Origin of the sequence: uncultured Bacteroides sp. (assembly GCF_910578895.1) — a bacterium.
Lineage (GTDB): Bacteria > Bacteroidota > Bacteroidia > Bacteroidales > Bacteroidaceae > Bacteroides.
The window spans coordinates 1-16243 of sequence record NZ_CAJTSC010000065.1; the positions used below are offsets into that span (position 1 = coordinate 1).

The 16243-nt window shown below is 45.9% G+C and carries 14 protein-coding genes and 1 pseudogene; 11 read left to right on the forward strand and 4 right to left on the reverse strand.

The window, feature by feature from the left end; all coding sequences use genetic code 11:
- The 4 genes and pseudogenes from QZ327_RS12635 to QZ327_RS12650 form a co-directional block, all read right to left on the reverse strand.
- Positions 1-267, reverse strand: a pseudogene (locus QZ327_RS12635) (hypothetical protein); the annotation flags it as partial.
- Positions 268-278: 11 nt separating this feature from the next.
- Positions 279-995: a hypothetical protein gene (locus tag QZ327_RS12640; RefSeq protein ID WP_294619833.1), complete on the reverse strand. Its 717-nt coding sequence runs from the start codon at positions 993-995 to the stop codon at positions 279-281.
- A 421-nt stretch (positions 996-1416) separates the two neighbouring features.
- Entirely contained in the window at positions 1417-2793 is a 1377-nt protein-coding gene (locus QZ327_RS12645) for a DUF5458 family protein (protein ID WP_294619835.1), read from the reverse strand.
- Positions 2794-2805: 12 nt separating this feature from the next.
- The gene (locus QZ327_RS12650) at positions 2806-3273 is read right to left on the reverse strand and encodes a hypothetical protein (RefSeq protein ID WP_294619837.1); all 468 of its coding nucleotides are present in this window, start codon (positions 3271-3273) and stop codon (positions 2806-2808) included.
- 166 nt (positions 3274-3439) lie between these two features.
- Here QZ327_RS12650 and QZ327_RS12655 point away from each other — a divergent pair, with 166 nt between their 5' ends.
- The 11 genes from QZ327_RS12655 to QZ327_RS12705 are packed head-to-tail and all read left to right on the forward strand — an operon-like array spanning position 3440 to position 16110.
- The gene (locus QZ327_RS12655; RefSeq protein ID WP_294619839.1) at positions 3440-3862 is read left to right on the forward strand and encodes a GPW/gp25 family protein; all 423 of its coding nucleotides are present in this window, start codon (positions 3440-3442) and stop codon (positions 3860-3862) included.
- A gap of 3 nt (positions 3863-3865) precedes the next feature.
- Positions 3866-5641: a hypothetical protein gene (locus QZ327_RS12660; RefSeq protein ID WP_294619841.1), complete on the forward strand. Its 1776-nt coding sequence runs from the start codon at positions 3866-3868 to the stop codon at positions 5639-5641.
- A complete protein-coding gene (locus QZ327_RS12665; RefSeq protein WP_294619843.1) occupies positions 5638-8076 on the forward strand; it encodes an AAA family ATPase in 2439 nt (812 codons plus the stop codon). Before QZ327_RS12660 ends, QZ327_RS12665 begins: the two co-directional genes overlap by 4 nt.
- Positions 8061-8996 (forward strand): hypothetical protein, encoded by a 936-nt coding sequence (locus QZ327_RS12670; RefSeq protein WP_294619845.1) that lies wholly within the window; start codon positions 8061-8063, stop codon positions 8994-8996. The genes QZ327_RS12665 and QZ327_RS12670 overlap by 16 nt, the downstream gene beginning before the upstream one ends.
- Before the next feature lie 14 nt (positions 8997-9010).
- A complete protein-coding gene (locus QZ327_RS12675; protein WP_294619847.1) occupies positions 9011-9886 on the forward strand; it encodes a TssN family type VI secretion system protein in 876 nt (291 codons plus the stop codon).
- Positions 9887-9889: 3 nt separating this feature from the next.
- On the forward strand, positions 9890-11038 hold the full coding sequence (locus QZ327_RS12680) for a hypothetical protein (RefSeq protein WP_294619849.1): 1149 nt from the start codon (positions 9890-9892) through the stop codon (positions 11036-11038).
- Positions 11039-11057: 19 nt separating this feature from the next.
- Positions 11058-11555 carry a hypothetical protein gene (locus QZ327_RS12685; protein ID WP_294619851.1) on the forward strand — a complete coding sequence of 166 codons (498 nt, stop codon included), beginning with the start codon at positions 11058-11060 and terminating at the stop codon, positions 11553-11555.
- Positions 11552-11998 carry a type VI secretion system TssO gene (gene tssO, locus QZ327_RS12690; RefSeq protein ID WP_294619853.1) on the forward strand — a complete coding sequence of 149 codons (447 nt, stop codon included), beginning with the start codon at positions 11552-11554 and terminating at the stop codon, positions 11996-11998. Before QZ327_RS12685 ends, tssO begins: the two co-directional genes overlap by 4 nt.
- An 11-nt stretch (positions 11999-12009) precedes the next feature.
- Entirely contained in the window at positions 12010-12951 is a 942-nt protein-coding gene (locus QZ327_RS12695) for a PKD domain-containing protein (RefSeq protein ID WP_294619855.1), read from the forward strand.
- Positions 12948-15296 (forward strand): type VI secretion system protein TssR domain-containing protein, encoded by a 2349-nt coding sequence (tssR, locus tag QZ327_RS12700; RefSeq protein WP_294619857.1) that lies wholly within the window; start codon positions 12948-12950, stop codon positions 15294-15296. Before QZ327_RS12695 ends, tssR begins: the two co-directional genes overlap by 4 nt.
- 7 nt (positions 15297-15303) lie before the next feature.
- Complete coding sequence (locus QZ327_RS12705; RefSeq protein ID WP_294619859.1) at positions 15304-16110, forward strand: DUF5457 domain-containing protein; 807 nt, start codon at positions 15304-15306, stop codon at positions 16108-16110.
- The last annotated feature ends 133 nt before the right edge of the window (positions 16111-16243 follow it).

Below are 16243 nucleotides of genomic sequence, written 5' to 3' on the forward strand. Positions count from 1 at the left end.
TAGCAATGCTATGAATAAGATACACATAGGGATAGCTATAGGCTCAGGTTTATTGTATATCCAAAGTTGAATTTCATCATTAAATAAAGTTAGTAAAATAGAAACAAAAAACAATGCGTATGAGAATTGAAATATCGTAAGAATAACAAACGTACGATCAGGAAATCCTTTTGATGGTACAGAAGTCCAAATCCAATAAAAGATATTATCCGTAAAAGAAATTTTGTTTTTTTCTTTTACGGAAAATTTCTTAAGTTTCGTATTCATCGTGTATAACATTATTTTCCTTGTTTCAATGTGTATTTTCTATAATTAGGACTATACTTCATAGGTTCGCAATAGTAAGGACGCTCAACTCTTGTTGCGTCTGCAGGTGCTATGGTTCCATGTATTTCTTCATAGTTCCGTGAGGGAACATACGAACGTTTTGAAAGACTTGTTATAAACCATAAAATGCCAAGAGCGATTCCAGCCGGAGCAGACGCGAGACCAACAATATAAATGCCAGTGTTTACTCCTGCATTTAATAAAGCTTCAGAAAAAGTCTGTTGACCAGAAATCCATAACGCCGTATCAATGAGAACTCCTGCAAAATAGATTTTCCTACCTACTCCTTTTGCAATATTACCTTTTGTTGTATATACTCTATTGGGATTACGAACTAAAGTACCTTGTCTGTTTATCTGAATATACTTATCTCCAATGATTACAGGAGTTTGGGATAATTGTTCGAAAGAATTTACAATGCCATATAATGACAAGGCCGTGGTTCCACCATCTATTAATCCTTTCAATGGTTTCAATCCACTCTCTGTATTATTCGCATCCTTTATTACTGTTAATTCATAGAAAGGCGTGGAAAATATATCAGTGGATGTTGTATCTGATATAACATAACGAGGTTTCCAATACACATATCCTAAACCTTCCACATAGCCAGTATATAATTGTCTTTTCTGGCACATTGACTCAAATTGTTGCAAAGTAATTCCCATTTCAAACATTTTATTATATGGACGAGTGTACCTTGCCTAAATTAGCAAACAATAACTCTTTGATTTTTATTTATGTTGAATAACACTTTTCTCATGAAACTGTATCCTTGGAATCATTGATATTCAAACCGGTTGATGCCATAATACTGTTTACACTGATATGCGGTACGATTTGAATGTTCATACAGAGAGTCTCTTCTTTCTGACATTCCGTTTTGACTTCTATCTCATATTGGTTGATAGGTTTTCTGGTCCTGTCATACTGTCAAGAAACTTTTTTGTAAAGTCATGTACTTCGGTCTTATTGAAATAACGCTCTTTCTCTTTTTTGGGGGTTCATATCTACCAAATCTTATATAGGTGAAAAGTTTACAGATGGGCATAACCATACCCATCTGTAAATTTAAAACTGTTCAGAAGATTATTCCTGGTGATATTCGCTTTCCCAAATTGCATCTTCGGGACCGTCGCCCTTATGGCCGGCAAGCTGTATCACGAAGCTCTTTGCCGGGAAGTACGGTGTGATATGGATATCAAGAAGCACACGGTCTTTCTGATTCGGGTCTTGCTCGATTTTCATCACCTTGAAGCGTTCGATGAGCTTGTTCGGTCCCATAACGCTGTCGAGGAATTTCACGACCTGACCACGGAGGTCGGCTTCGGTGCGGGTCGTCCAGTTCTCGAACGCACGACGGTTCAAGAAGTCGATCAATACTTTTGTGATATAGTCGAACACACGGACTACGGAGTAGGTCTGCAAGCCGAGGTTGTCGCCGTTGAACAATGTCTTGGCAGAGAAAGCCATCACCTTGCTGTACTCGTTCACCATAGGCACAAGTCCCATACGTTCAAGTTCGGAAATCTCACTCTTGCGAAGGTCGAAGCGTACGCTTTCCACCTCGTTGAGTCCGCCGAACTTCTTACCGGCCACCACCTGAGACATCAGGGTGTTGTATATCTTTCCGGCAAGTGATGAAGATGGCGGAATATAGAGGTTCTCTTCCTCTCCAACGCTCTCTTCTCTCTGGCGACCGAGCAGCCAGTTACAAGTCATAATGGTGTTCGATTTGAACGCATCGCCACCTGTATGGTTTGCATTGAAGAATATATCTACTACATCATCGGGAGATTCAAGGTCTTGGAAGTCTGTGATAAGGAAAGCTTTGTTTTCGTATGCCATCTTGGACCATTTGTCCAAAATCGCATTTGAACCGATATATCCGGGAACGACAAGCAACGAGTAGTTGCGACGCAAGTCGAGACGGTCGAAGTTTTGCTTGAGTTCGTTGCTTATGTGGTCGGCGAAAATGGTATTATCCAAATCCCGAAGTTGTTCCATTGTCGCATTGACGATAGTAACATTCTTAACTTTGTCACTTTCGGTGTTTTTATAGAAGAAAGCGATGGTGCGGTATGCACTTTCGAGTTCCCGTGTTCTGGCAAGCGCATTATTCAGGTTGTGATTGAGAAGATTCTCTGCATTTTCTGCGGTTTCCTTAGCCTTATCCCGCATTTGTTCGACAGTCTCATTCTCGCGTAGGAGTTTTAGCCATACACCTAAGCGGTTGGCCAAGGCTTTACGCTCATTTTCCCACTGCTCATCCGTAAGGAATATGTTGCGGCGTGCCTTTCGTGCCGGATTGAGGTTGGAATACCCGTCTATGATATTTTCAAGGAATGCGAAGCCGCCAAATTCTTTGAGTTTGTCAATTGCCGATGCAGATGATTTTTGCACCTGTGATGCGACTTTCTGTGAAGTCGCCATATTGGCTGTATGTTGTTGCGTTTCCTGCTTCATCTTGCTAAAAGATTAAAGTTCTACCTTCTTTTGATTTGCCAATATTTCCTCGATTGATGCTTCAATCATGTCCATAATGGCCTGTTTGGCCTCCGGCTTTTCAAGTGCTTTCTGCAAGGCGCGGTTAGAGGTGAGCTGGCGGGCTATTCTGAGTCCCTGCTCTTTCTCGATGTCGAGTTTGCTCAGGAAATCGCTTTTCTCTTTAATCTTCTTGGCTCCGAAGTCGCCGAGACCAGTGAATGACATGATTTCCTTGATTTCATTACCTTCCGCATCCACGTGGCACAAGTCAACGGTCGGCTCGAAACGTTGGAACACATCATCAATCGTTTCCAAGCCATACACACTTTCCGGAGCCGCGGGAGCTTCGTCTGTCAGTTTTTGAACTATTAAAGTTCGATTGGAGGGGATGTCCGCGATGGATTCGTTCGCATCGACTTTTACTTCATTGCCTCCAATCCCATAATTGTAGATTGCCATAGCGTTTACTTTTTAAAGTCTTACATATAATGTTGCTATCTCTTTCAATTTTGTTATCGTGCGCAATATATGAATTATTTTTCAAACCATCAAATTTTAATTGCATTTTATTGGTATCTAACAAGGAAAAGAGTATATTTGCGAAAAAATAGAATAAAACGACAGTATGACTTACCTGAAAATGCCCTTACAGTTACAATCGGCTGTCAACAAGAAATTGCAAAGGTGTTCCTATCAGGAATCGATAGCCCAACACATTATGCTGCTGATTCTTTCCCATCATGGAGAGGTTATCGGCCGGGAGGATTTCGGTTCTATGATATGGGATCTTGAGTTCAATCAGCTTGTGAAAATCAGTGATTGGGAAGAGGGGGTGAAAAACTCCTTAATCAATACAATTGAGAAATATGAAAAAAGGTTGCGGAATGTAGATGTGGACGTGACCCTTCTGGAAATAGAAGATGAAAACGTAGACAGAATATCCCATATCCGAAGAAAGGCACAGATAACCGTGGCCGGAATCATGGATAAAACCAGTGAGAAATTCAGTTTTAACACCTCCTTATATATAAGCCCCTTATCACAATAGAATATGGCAGACAAGAAACAGATATTAATAAAGGAACGGATATTGAGGCAGGCTATGGAGCTTTGGGGCGTGTCCGATGCCCGGGATATGGACCCCGTGATAGATTTGCTGCTTGAAGTCTTTGCGTATGAGTCGCACAAGCTGCATCAGGAAATAGAACAATCCGATTCGCGTATTCTTCACCGCCTGTCCCGGATACTCATAGGAAACAAATGGTCGCTGCCAAGGCCGGCCCATGCGTTGATGACCATCACCCCCAACCACGGGGAGTGTTGCGAACTGGATGCCGAGGATCATTTCTATGCCGAGAAAAGCGTATTCGGCAAGGGGGACGTCCAGGTCTTCATAACCCCGTTGTTCTCGTACAAACTTGTTGATGCAAAAGTCTGCGCAATCGCATACGGCGACAGCATGAGGCTTTCGGCCGATGGTTTTGACGCGCCCGTCCGCTTCCTCGGTTCCAAAAACCGGATAGCCGATTATTGCGTATGGGTCGGGATAGCCGTGTCCCAAGAAGTGCTGCAGGAGACGGACTCTGTGATGTTTTGCATCAAGCCTTCGGATATGAGCCTTCTTCCGTTTATGAAGATGGCCTCATTTTATGATTCCAATGGGAACCGGCTCTGTGTGAAAACCGGTCTGGATGTTAAAGACCCCTATGGTAATGCGCACTACTTCGATGAAATCCGGGATTTTTACAATGACCTGTATTTTAATGTAAGTATCGGAAACGGTTCGAAAGAGAAACATACTTGCCAACAGCTATTCCCCGGATGTCTCTCCGACAGTGATGTCCCGGATGATATGGGAAGCCTGTTTTGGGTCAAGATGGTTTTACCTGAGATTTTCACGAAGGAGAGCATCGAGAGCCTGGACGTGTATCTGAACACGTTTCCGGTTGTCAACAGACAACTCGTCTACAAACAGCATAATTTCCGGACTACCGGACGAATCATCCCTCTGAAATGTCCGAACCGCACGCATTTCTTAAATATAAGGTCGTTTCAGGATAACAAAGGGCGGGAGTATGTAAACCGGCTCAATCAATATGAAGAGAATCCGACCGGTATCTTCAGCCTGTATTTCGGAGACCTTGAACGGTTTGATTCGGACAGTGCCCGCTCATTGATTTCAAAAGTGCTGCAATTAGTGAAAGAGGACGGTAACGCGTTTGCTTCCATGAACCCGGATGCGCTTTCCACACAGCTCAAGGATTTGTTCGGCAAGATAACAGAGATAGAGAAAGGATTGGAGACCACACTTAAAGAAGACAACAAAATAAAGGTCTTTGTCTTAAGTGTCCCTCAAAGGGATGCGTCCAATGGTGAAATCAAATATTGGGTAACTTCCGGTTCTCTGGCGAACGGATTCAACGAACGCACGTTGATACAACAGTTCAACATAGAAAAATATGATGCTTCGGGTATCGTGTTGCGTACATTTATGCAAGGCGGTTCGACGCATGACAGCGAACAGGAACTTGTTAACAGCTTGAGATACGGCCTGTTGTCGCGGGAGCGGATTGTATCCAAAGAAGATATCAAGAGCTACTTGTTGCACAAGATGGGCAAATATGTCGATTCGGTCGAGATCGGCAATGGCGTGGCCATATCTCCCGACAGCAAAAAAGGGTTAGTCAGGGTAACAGAGATAAAGATAAAGCTCGGACAATTTGATGGGGATGAAATTCCCAATCTGTCAGAATTGGCCCATTACTTTGAAAGAGATTTGACTGAACGCTCTGTATGTAATTCCAACTATAAAATAAAATTCGTATGAACGACAGTAATTATAGCCCCAGTCTGGTGTCAGCCATGAAGATGGCAAAAGGAATGGCACTTCAAGACAAACACAGTACATTCGGTGTGGCGCATCTTGTCATGGCCATGTTTACAGAAAATACCGGCCTGAAAGAAATCTTATTTTCGATGCAGAAAGATGTTGTCTACATCATGGAGTGGTTTGAAACCCATCGTGAAATGTACAAGTCCAACGGCAATGCCACTGATGATGTCATTCCTGACGAAGAACTGGCAAAGGTATTGGATGAATCCGAACGTTCTAAAATCAAGTTAGGAACGGATTACGTGGATTCCATCTGCGTGTTTACCGCCATATTACGTGAAGGTGTCATCTATTCGCATCAGCAAATAGAGACGCTGGAGATTTCGGAAAGCGACATCTTGTCCTACTATGATGCGCTTACCCCGTTGCATTCGTATCAGGGAGAAGAACTGCAGCTCATAGCGGGCATTCATTATGCCGACAACCTGAAAACCCAAGACACCATTCATGCCGGCGGTTTCGTTGTCGGCAGGGAAAAGGAAGTCCGTACTATCTTGGAGTGCCTTGAACGTTCCGAGAACAAGGGCATATTAATTGTCGGTGAGTCCGGTATCGGCAAAAGTTCCATTATCCATGCCTTTGTCAAGGACATTTGCGAGAATGAGGATGAAATGTTGAAGCAAATATCCATTGTCGGACTCAATACGGCCAAACTGCTTGCTTCGACCTCCTCTGAAACGGAGATTGCGCAGAAAGTAGTCAACCTGATGCACAAGCTGAACCAATTGGAACAAGCCGTGCTGGTGATTGACGATTTGCAGGTTCTTTTGGAAAACGGCGCGTCTGGCAAGGCATCCACGCTTATCAATATATTAAGTGCGCAAATCAGTGAAGGAGCCGCCAATCTTGTGCTGACACTCACGAACGACTCTTACCGGAAGCATATTGAAAAGCATCCGATAGAAGGCCGTCTTGACATTATGAAGATTGAAGAATTGGATGCGACCACGCTGGAAAGTGCCATACAACTGCACAAAAGAAGGATTGAACGGTATTACGAACTGAATATTTCGGACGCTTGTATCAAGGATTCGATAGCCCTTTCCAAACGCTACTTCAAGGAGCGGAGCCTTCCGTCGGCCGCCATAGATCTGCTTGACCGAACTGCCGCCGCTGTCCGGCTTTGCAACAAGAATGCGCGTATCAGTGTGTCCGAGCTGGAAGCGGAACTTGAAAACATTGAGACGCTTGACGAATGTATGTCGGATGCACCCCTCTATCTATTGTACCGTTCCATATTCAGCAAGATCAGTGTCGTGTTGACCACGAAATTGTCGGACAATTATGTGTGGGACAAGGAGGATGACATTGCCACAAAGAGAGGGCGCGTGTGCAGCATCATCAAAGAGTTGGAGACACTTTCGGGGCAGCCCATCGAAGAGATACGCCCGTCGGAGATAGAGGCCATTGTGGCAGAATGCACCAATATCCCCATCGGAAAGATACAAGCGCGAGAGAAAGACCGGCTTTTAAGCATCGAGAGCAAATTGCAGGAACGTGTAAAAGGACAAGGCCGAGCCATCACCACGCTGTCGGATGCCATCATCGAATCGCGCAGCGGATTGAGCGACCCCAAGAAGCCCATCGGCTCGTTCTTTTTCCTCGGCCCGACCGGAACAGGAAAAACAGAACTTACGAAGTCGTTGGCCGAGTTGCTGTTTGATGATGAATCGGCTATGATCCGATTTGATATGTCCGAGTTCAAGGAAGAGCATTCGGCAGCATTGCTGTATGGTGCGCCTCCGGGATACGTAGGATATGAAGAAGGCGGTCTGTTGGTAACCCAAATCAGGCAGAAGCCCTATTCGGTAGTGCTGTTCGATGAAATCGAAAAAGCCCATAGCAGTGTCTATGATGTCTTCCTGCAAATGATGGATGAAGGAAAGATACATGACAAACTCGGCCGTGAGGGGGATTTCTCCAACTCCATCATCATCTTCACTTCCAACATCGGAAGCCAGTGGATTGTGGAGCAGATACAATCCGGGAATACTCCGGATTCCGGAAAGCTCATCGAGGTAATGGCGCAGTATTTCCGTCCGGAGTTCCTGGGACGTCTCACAGAGGTAGTCCCGTTTGCACCGATAGACGAAAATATCGCCAAACAGATATTCAACCTTCATTTCGGCAGGTTGCAGGAACAGTTGATGAAGCAGAAAAACATACAATTGAACCTGTCTGATGAAGCCCTGCAACATCTGGCCAAGAAAGGGTATTCTCCCAAATACGGGGCACGTCCGATTGCGGGAGTCATCAGAACCTATATCAAGAAGTCCGTATCCCGCCTGATTGTTTCCGAAACAATCAAGCCGGGTGACAACATCATCATAAACTATCGAAACGGTGAGTTGGTATGGGAGCAGTGTTAACGCAAAGAAGATCCTTGGAAAGCATCCAGCGGAGCCAGGCCGTAAATTTCATCGCAGAAATTTTCTATGATGAATTGCAGTTTGTTCTTGACCGGCAGCTTTCGGACCATTTCATGGTCAATTGTCATGGCATGAACAGCCGTGTGCAATCCAAGGATGTATTAAGCGTCTCGGAACAGCATATCACGACGGCGAACGCCGACAAAGAATACATTCTGCTGAACCTGGCAAGAAACAGCGTATACCACCAGCTTCCGGAATTGCTGTTTCACCCGTTGGTGCTGAGCACACCGGGCATGAGCAATAAGGAGATTGTCGAAGCCATCAGAGCCAGCGAAAAACAGGATAAGGAGCTTATTCAGTTTTTCGCTCCCTTTGATACCGAGTTTTTTAAAGAAAAAGTCCGTATCAATAACCGTCATCTGAATTTTTTCTCGGACCCGGATTCCAAGAAGAATTTCATCCGGATGGTGGAAGCGATGGAAAATAGCGAGCTGTCCGTCACTTCACATCAGAGATACAAACTGTTCCTGTTCCTCTGCAATGCAGAGCGGTATAAAGAGAACCTGCCCGCCATCGAACAGTTGCTTCATACCGTCCTGGGGATGAAGGTGAAATTACGGCTGAAAGCCCATGAGATTGACGAGACGGTCTATCTCTCTGTCGGCAACGGCTGTGTCGGCCAGACATTGGGCCTTAACGGGCCTATGACGAGTGAAACCGATGATTTGACGGCCACCATCATATTTGACATTCCGCCGGATGATTACGAGGAAGTAAAAACAGACTTATCCAATGTCCGACGGATACTTGAATTTTTCATCCTATCAACAAGAAATATCGAAGTTGACTATCTGGTGTACGGAGAAACGGACTTTATGCTTGGAGAAAACAGATTGGGATATAATACGAACTTGTGAAAAAATAGAAAAACATGAAGATACTGCTATATTTCTTTGCCCGTTATTTATTGGCTCCATTGTTTGTTGCCGTCATGATATTCGTCCTGACCGGAATAAAGACAATCAAGAGCAAACTCAGCCTGAAGAAACTGATTATCTTTATTCTTCTTGCCTCCATTGCCGTTGCGTTGCCCTGCCTGTTCGGCTTCCTGCGTAACGAATATGTCTGGGGAGGGCTGGTATTCACCATCCTGTCTTATATCCTCCTCGGCATCTTATTCTGCAAACTGTCCTCTTCCGATTTGTTCAATATGATCGGAATCGGCGGTTCCAGAACAGCGGTCATCCTCACATTGCTCACAACGTGCGCTTTGGGCGGATGGTGTTACTACCTGTTGTTCGAACTGATAAGCAAGTTGCCTTATTCGCTGTGGAACATGACCAATGTCCTGTGGTTTGCAATCCCTTACCTGATTATGTACAGCAGAACCATGTTCCTGAATATACCGCACCCCATCTATATCCCGTGGGAACTTAGTAACGGAACCTTTGACCGCAAGTATTGGGACAATATAGACAACTTCGGTTTCCGTACCGTGAAAGTGAAGTTGAAGCGGAACATCAAAGACCAGGCATACGCCTCGCTGGTCGCCCGCCTGCCCAATGAAATCTCTCTCGGCAACTGGTTCAACTGGGTTATCGAAGACCAGAACAGGCGTTTCCCGCAAAACAAAATCGAGACAGAGAAAGAGGATATGCGAATCGGCTGGATGTTCTATACCTCCAAATGGTTTAATTTTCCGTTGTTCGTCAGAATACTCGACCCCAACCTGACCAGTAAGGACAACCGTATCAGGAACAACCAGACGATATATATCAGACGCGTACAAATAGAGAAAAAATCATAATATATGAAGACACTGACATATTTGCCCGTAAACTGGGTCAATGGTCTGAAACTGACCAGCCGGCACTTCTTTGCCAACCAATATAGCCAGACAGAAGCTCTCAACCGCGAAGCGGAAAGAAGTCTGACAAGTTATAACTACGGCCTCGGAGAAGCCCTTGAAGGGATAGGAGACAATCTTGAGATTGAGATTTCGGGTGACACTATGACTACCTTGTGCGTGCGCCTGAAGAACTGTAACGCAATCACCAAAGGCGGCCTGCCCATCATTTATTACGAAGGCTTGTATGGGGATGAGATTCCCCAAGCAACCATTTCGGAGTCCGGCCTGCAGGCCGAGGACAGCGAGTATATGGTACTTGTATCCGTAGATCCGTATCACCCGGTTCCTGTCGGTGAGCCGGACCCGGAAGAGGTGCCTTTGCACCATCCGTATGTATTGCCGAGCATCAAACTCCACATCGTGCCCAAAAGCCAAGTCAACCAACCTTTCTACAGCCAAAATTTTCTGTTGGTGGCAGAAGTATGCAGGCACGGGAATACCTACAAAATCAACTACCAATACATACCGCCGGTACAGCACTCCTCCTGCCATGAAGGAATCAAGACATTCATCACCCAACTGGGGCGCACCCTGCGGTCGATAAAGGAGGACGTGAAACTCATTTACAGCCGGAATGTCGCCGACAAACGCAGAGACACGCTTGCGAACAACACATTTGAATTGTGCAAGGCTTTTTCCGCTTTCTACAATTCAAAAATCTTTTTTATCGAACAAATCGCTTTGGAGCAACCGCCAATCTATCTCGTGCAAGCGGTGAATGAACTTGCGAACGGGCTGAACACCGCGCTTCAGGCCCTTTCCGAAACGGAAAGAGAACAACTCCTCCAATACTTCTATGAGTGGACGAACGTCACACCTTCCGAATTTATCACGAAGATAGAGAGTGTGACCGGGCTAATATACGACCATACACATATCAACCAATCGCTGCAGACAGTGGGGGCACTTGTAACACTCCTGAGCAAGATGTTCCACAAGATGAGCGAACTGGAATACATCGGTATGGTCAGGGAGAACATCATCGTGGGCGACGAAAGCCGCGAAGCAACAGAATCCCAGAAGAAACGGTCATGGTCATTCATAGGTTGAACGGATAAATCGTAAGAATATGGACGCAGAGAACAAAAAAGCCCGCTTTCAGGCCAAGCTCCGATTTGCCGCAGTGTTCGTCATCGCCCTTGTCGTGACCACCGCCGGAGGTGTCATGACGATTGTGACCGCACAAAAAGGGATATCCCTTCTTGAAAGCAAGAAAACCGAATATGACGACGTGTTCAAGAAACAGGCGGAACTCAACTTCCAGATAGAAGAACTGTTCAGAGACTTGAACAACCTGAAGACCAAACGGCGAAATTCGAGTGAGCATAAGCATATGCAAAAACTGATAACCAAGAAACGGTTGTTGATGGAAAACGATATTGCGATGCAGGCTGACAAGAACAAGTACGAGGTGTACAAGGTCATGCTTGAACAGGCCCGTGTCATCCAGTCATCTATGGATGAGCTTGACCGCGAGAGCAAAAAGCGCGAAAGCAATATGGAACAACTTGAAAAGTGCAGAATCAAATACCAGGAATTAAACAAAAATAAAGTGCAGAAACCATGACAAAAGACGAAGTGCTGTGGGGAAACATCCGTTTCTTTCTGCTACTGGTCTTTTCAGTAGCGGTAATCTATATCATACTTTGCCGGTACATACTCAACGTACCGACGGAGGACAGTTCGGAACTGATAAACGACATCAACCACTCCGAGCGCATATTTGAAATCCAGCGTACCTATGCGCAGCGTTCAAACAACATCTGGAATGCGGTCGACTCCTTGGACTTCAACGTACATCAGGTGCAACGGATGGACGAGGTAAAGGACGCGATTTACCAATTGCAGTATGTGTACAAGGAAAACAACATGAATACGAAATATTTTTTCGGCGTGTTGTCTTCCAGAATGCTGAAATTCCAGTTCGACACCAAAGAGGAACTGAACAGCCTGGTACATAACAACGCGCTTATCGAGCGGGACCTGGAAGAATGTAAAGCCAACCTATAAAACGTTCGCACATGGATAATAAGAAAACGATAACCATCATCCTATTGGGACTGTTCGCCGTGACAGGTGTTCTTCTGTTTCTGTTCCTGCCTTCGAAGTCGCACCTTGCCAACATTGACTTTTACGTGTATGACACCAATGACAATTTCCATTATGAGGTCAATGAGAGGCTGGAACTGCTGGTCAATGATACGGCTGCAATCAAAGGGAAACGGCTTGTCTGGGAAATGGGCAACGGTGACACACTGATGAGAAATGCGGACGTGGCATACACCTACCGGAAACCCGGCAAATATCTTATCACATTGAGAATAGACGATAAGCATACAGTCAACAAGTATATCAAGGTGATATCGGGGCTGGAACGCGAAGCCATTGACTCCATTCCCCGCATCTATGGCGTGTCGGAAGGCTATCAAGGCGAAGATCTGGTCTTTTCGGCAGAAGGTGACGGTATGGATACCTGGCAATGGGAATTTGGCGAAAGCGGCACTGTCGACGCATACGAGCAACAGGTCGTGTATTCGTATGATTTGCCGGGAGAGTACATAATCTCGTTGCAGACCAATACGACCAAATACCCGGTGAAACACCGTGTAACCATTCTTCCGCGCTTTGAGAAAGCGGAAGAGCTGGTTACCGTGGATTCGTTGGCTCTGGCGCAGAATGACATAAAGAGGCACCTGCAAGCCATTGCCGATGCCAAAGTATCACAAAAATCGGTCTATTACGAACACACCAATTATATCCGGAACAAATACTTCTGTATTGATGCGGACCAAGTGGTGGTAATCGTCAACGATGAAAAATACAATGACTTCAACGGCTATTGCCAAGGGCTGCATTTCCTTGAGAGCAACAGGAAAAAGCGTGTGAGTATCGACGATGTGAAGATTGACGATTTGAATTGCGTCAAATCCATCTATGTGACACAAAGCTATATTGAAAAATGAAACAACCGAATCTCCTACGAACCCTGTTTTCTGTGGCGGTGACGGTTGCCTTTGCGTGCAACACGTCTGCCCAGGTGTCCGTCTGTGACAGAATACGAATAACGGACAAGGACATATTCAACTACCCGCCATCCGCGGAACCGCCTGTGAAGACGAAGAAAAACAAGACAAACCGGATAGTCTATTCGGACAGGACGGGAAACCAAAGCTATGAGGACCCGTACTTCCAGCGCAAGCGGTCATCCTGCGGGATAGGCACGCCTTACTATATAGTGGGCGAGAAGAACGGGACATACAAGCTCGTCCAAGCCGATCCTGACATTACCGGCAAGCCCAAGTCGATAATCGGCTTCCTGTATAACAGCAAGAGACACTTCAAGGAACCCGGCAAAGTCAATTATGCCGGCTGGATTCCGGCAGACAACATACTGATGTACGATCATGCCTATCTCAATCCCCGCAACAACCGGCCGATAAGATATCGCATCGGCATAAACAGCATCGGAAAGCTGTTCGACATTCATCAATTCTTTCGCGGGGACACGCTGAACATATACGGAGAACCGTTTTTGAAGACCCGAACGGAGGCCGGAGTTGTCAGCGGAGAGATTGTCTACTTGTACAAGGTGGATAAAAGCGGTAAATCCGCGCTGATATCCAATGCACCCGCCTTGTCGGACAGCACCAGACGCTTTCTGGGCTGGATTCCTGCAGACCTTCTTGCGGAAGCCGGACAGAATGAAGCATATACCCTTGATTACCCACAGTATCGAGATTCGTTGCTGTGTACCGTCAATCTGACGTATCCCGATACGCTGGCACTGCACCATGCGAATATCCAGGGAATAGTCTTGTTCGATTTAGACGGCAATGCGGAAAGTCCCACTATGGACGGGGATGTCCGTTTGAACTATCCGTTGTCCGTGTGGGATAGGAACTGGAACAAAATCATCAATATCAAAGGCGGGGATATCATGGTCTCCGACGTCCGGAGGATGGAGGCAGAGAACAAGAGCGTACACATACATATTTTGTTCCATGATTCAGACCGCCCTTATCTGTCACCTTATATCAATGTGCTGCAGAACCTGAAGCTGAAAATGAAGCCCGGATATAGCTACACTTTCTCGGCCACCTGCATATCTGCCGACGGACAGAATATCCACCTGCCTCCGACGAAGGATTTTGCGGCATGGCTCGATCATGTCAAACAAACCATTTCCGACAAACAGAAAAACGAGCCGGTGGAAGAACAGCCGTCTTACGGCTTTGACGGAGCGATAAAGCAGCTCTCCTGTCATGACAATGGAATCCGCTTCGGCAACAACATCGTAGTCGTTTTAGGGACGAAACAAACCTTGTCCCTGAACAAGCAACAGCTCTCGTGGTTAGCCAGTCAACCGGTAAGACTACTGTTTGCCCAAGTAGACAGAGCGTCAGGGATACCCTATCAGGATTATCTGTTGCAGGCCAAATCCATTTTGGACAGCCATTCCAACCAATACATAGACCATATCTCCAATTATATCGCGGATAACGGACTGGTAAAGATGGAACTGTTCAAGAACATAGAATCCACGGAGGCCAACGTGTATCTGTATGACGCACCACAGAACAGCCTTACGGTAGGAGGACTCATCTTTCCCAAAGGACGGAACAGGCTGGAACGCAATGCCTTTGAGACCGCTTTGGATTCCGTGCTATGTCAGTCCATTGAGACAGACAGCATACTGTTGCATTCCCTAAAGGAGTATGAGCGTAACATCGGTGTCCTCAGAAGTCGTCCGACATCCGAGCTGGCATACCTGTTCCATCATACGGAAAATCCGGACAGCGCACGTCTTGACGACATAGACAGGAACAGTGTGAATGACACATATTACGTCGAAGCCACGGTGCCGGACAGTATCATGAACGGATACGAATACGGCTATCTGCTCGATGATATGGAGATGACAGACCTGTTGCAAAGCTATCGCGGACTGCTTCCGGAATTTTCGGACAGCATCCAGAAGAAAGAACTGAAGGTACTCCGCAAGCAATTCAAACGGCAAAAGAAAAGCATCAACCGAAGTTTCTATCGAAAAATTTTGCCAAAGAATCCCTATTTGGCCCAAATCTTCTACTATAAGACCGGAATCATGGCCAATGACACCCTTCTGCATTCGACAACGGTGAACGAACTGAAAAGAAGGAAGGTCGAATTGACGGACTTCAATGAAGACTATGCCACTCTCATCTTGAAGATGAAGCGGTTGGAGGACCTATATCAACGCAACCTTTTCGAACCTGTATTCATAGGTGGAAAGAAATATCACTTTATCCCGAAACAATTAATACTGTAACAATAAAATGGAACCAACAAGAGAGCAGCTACAGGCCGAGATACTTGAAATCTTGTATCAGAAATGCCTTCAGAAGCCAATATGGGTGTCTTGTACCGAGATATTCTGGAGTATCAGCAATCTCAAAGTATCGGAACGAAGTGTCAAGGATGTCCTTGATTGGCTGGTAAAAAACGATCTTGTACTTTATCAGGCAGATAAATACCAGATTGCGAAACGTGAGTTCATAGACATATCAAGACGCAAGGCTTTGGAGAAAAAAGAGACCGAAGGAGAGGCCGATGCCAGAGTTATGGACTATGGGACGGCAACCGTGCCGCTTCACCCGATGCACCCGCATCCCTGGCTCGACCGTCCATACCCGCAACCCGTTGGGAAATCGTCAAACACACTGTTTGCCATCATCGCATTGGTCGCTTTCCTTATCAGCGGCACACTTGTAGGCATACTCCTGTTCAACAACTTTGCAACGGACGCACGCGGTACTACGGAACTGGCGTATCTGCCGGACAGCATACAAATCCGGCAAATGGAGGTAAGCACACCCGGACACATCCGCGACGCGTATACCACCAACCGGAACTTCAAGAGCATTCAAGCCTCGTTGGAAGCGCAGCAACGCATCAACACCGAGCTTGCGGACATCTGCAAGGCGCAGCAATCCCAAATCAATATACTGACCGCTTGCGCCAAACAACAGGCTGCGGATATCGAACATCTGGAGAAAGAGCGGAAAATCTACACATGGATGATTGCCCTTGCGCTCTTGGTATTGAGTTCGCTGCTCATCTGCCGATACGGACGTAAGAATTAAGATATGTGTCCGCAATCGGGCCTTATCGTCCATCTGTCCCATGTCATCTGCCGCTTGCCGTGCGACGGATGACATTTTTGTTTTCGGGATTATGTTAATTATTTGTTAAATCTTATTCGATTGAATAAAAAAC

What these genes read in the sequence shown, in the direction of transcription:
- QZ327_RS12705 (WP_294619859.1), top strand. Translation starts at nt 15,304, where the DNA reads ATGGAACCAACAAGAGAGCAGCTACAGGCCGAGATACTTGAAATCTTG.
- QZ327_RS12685 (WP_294619851.1), top strand. Translation starts at nt 11,058, where the DNA reads ATGGACGCAGAGAACAAAAAAGCCCGCTTTCAGGCCAAGCTCCGATTT.
- tssR (WP_294619857.1), top strand. Translation starts at nt 12,948, where the DNA reads ATGAAACAACCGAATCTCCTACGAACCCTGTTTTCTGTGGCGGTGACG.
- QZ327_RS12640 (WP_294619833.1), bottom strand. Translation starts at nt 995, where the DNA reads ATGGGAATTACTTTGCAACAATTTGAGTCAATGTGCCAGAAAAGACAA.
- QZ327_RS12650 (WP_294619837.1), bottom strand. Translation starts at nt 3,273, where the DNA reads ATGGCAATCTACAATTATGGGATTGGAGGCAATGAAGTAAAAGTCGAT.
- QZ327_RS12670 (WP_294619845.1), top strand. Translation starts at nt 8,061, where the DNA reads ATGGGAGCAGTGTTAACGCAAAGAAGATCCTTGGAAAGCATCCAGCGG.
- QZ327_RS12645 (WP_294619835.1), bottom strand. Translation starts at nt 2,793, where the DNA reads ATGAAGCAGGAAACGCAACAACATACAGCCAATATGGCGACTTCACAG.
- tssO (WP_294619853.1), top strand. Translation starts at nt 11,552, where the DNA reads ATGACAAAAGACGAAGTGCTGTGGGGAAACATCCGTTTCTTTCTGCTA.
- QZ327_RS12695 (WP_294619855.1), top strand. Translation starts at nt 12,010, where the DNA reads ATGGATAATAAGAAAACGATAACCATCATCCTATTGGGACTGTTCGCC.
- QZ327_RS12680 (WP_294619849.1), top strand. Translation starts at nt 9,890, where the DNA reads ATGAAGACACTGACATATTTGCCCGTAAACTGGGTCAATGGTCTGAAA.
- QZ327_RS12675 (WP_294619847.1), top strand. Translation starts at nt 9,011, where the DNA reads ATGAAGATACTGCTATATTTCTTTGCCCGTTATTTATTGGCTCCATTG.
- QZ327_RS12665 (WP_294619843.1), top strand. Translation starts at nt 5,638, where the DNA reads ATGAACGACAGTAATTATAGCCCCAGTCTGGTGTCAGCCATGAAGATG.
- QZ327_RS12655 (WP_294619839.1), top strand. Translation starts at nt 3,440, where the DNA reads ATGACTTACCTGAAAATGCCCTTACAGTTACAATCGGCTGTCAACAAG.
- QZ327_RS12660 (WP_294619841.1), top strand. Translation starts at nt 3,866, where the DNA reads ATGGCAGACAAGAAACAGATATTAATAAAGGAACGGATATTGAGGCAG.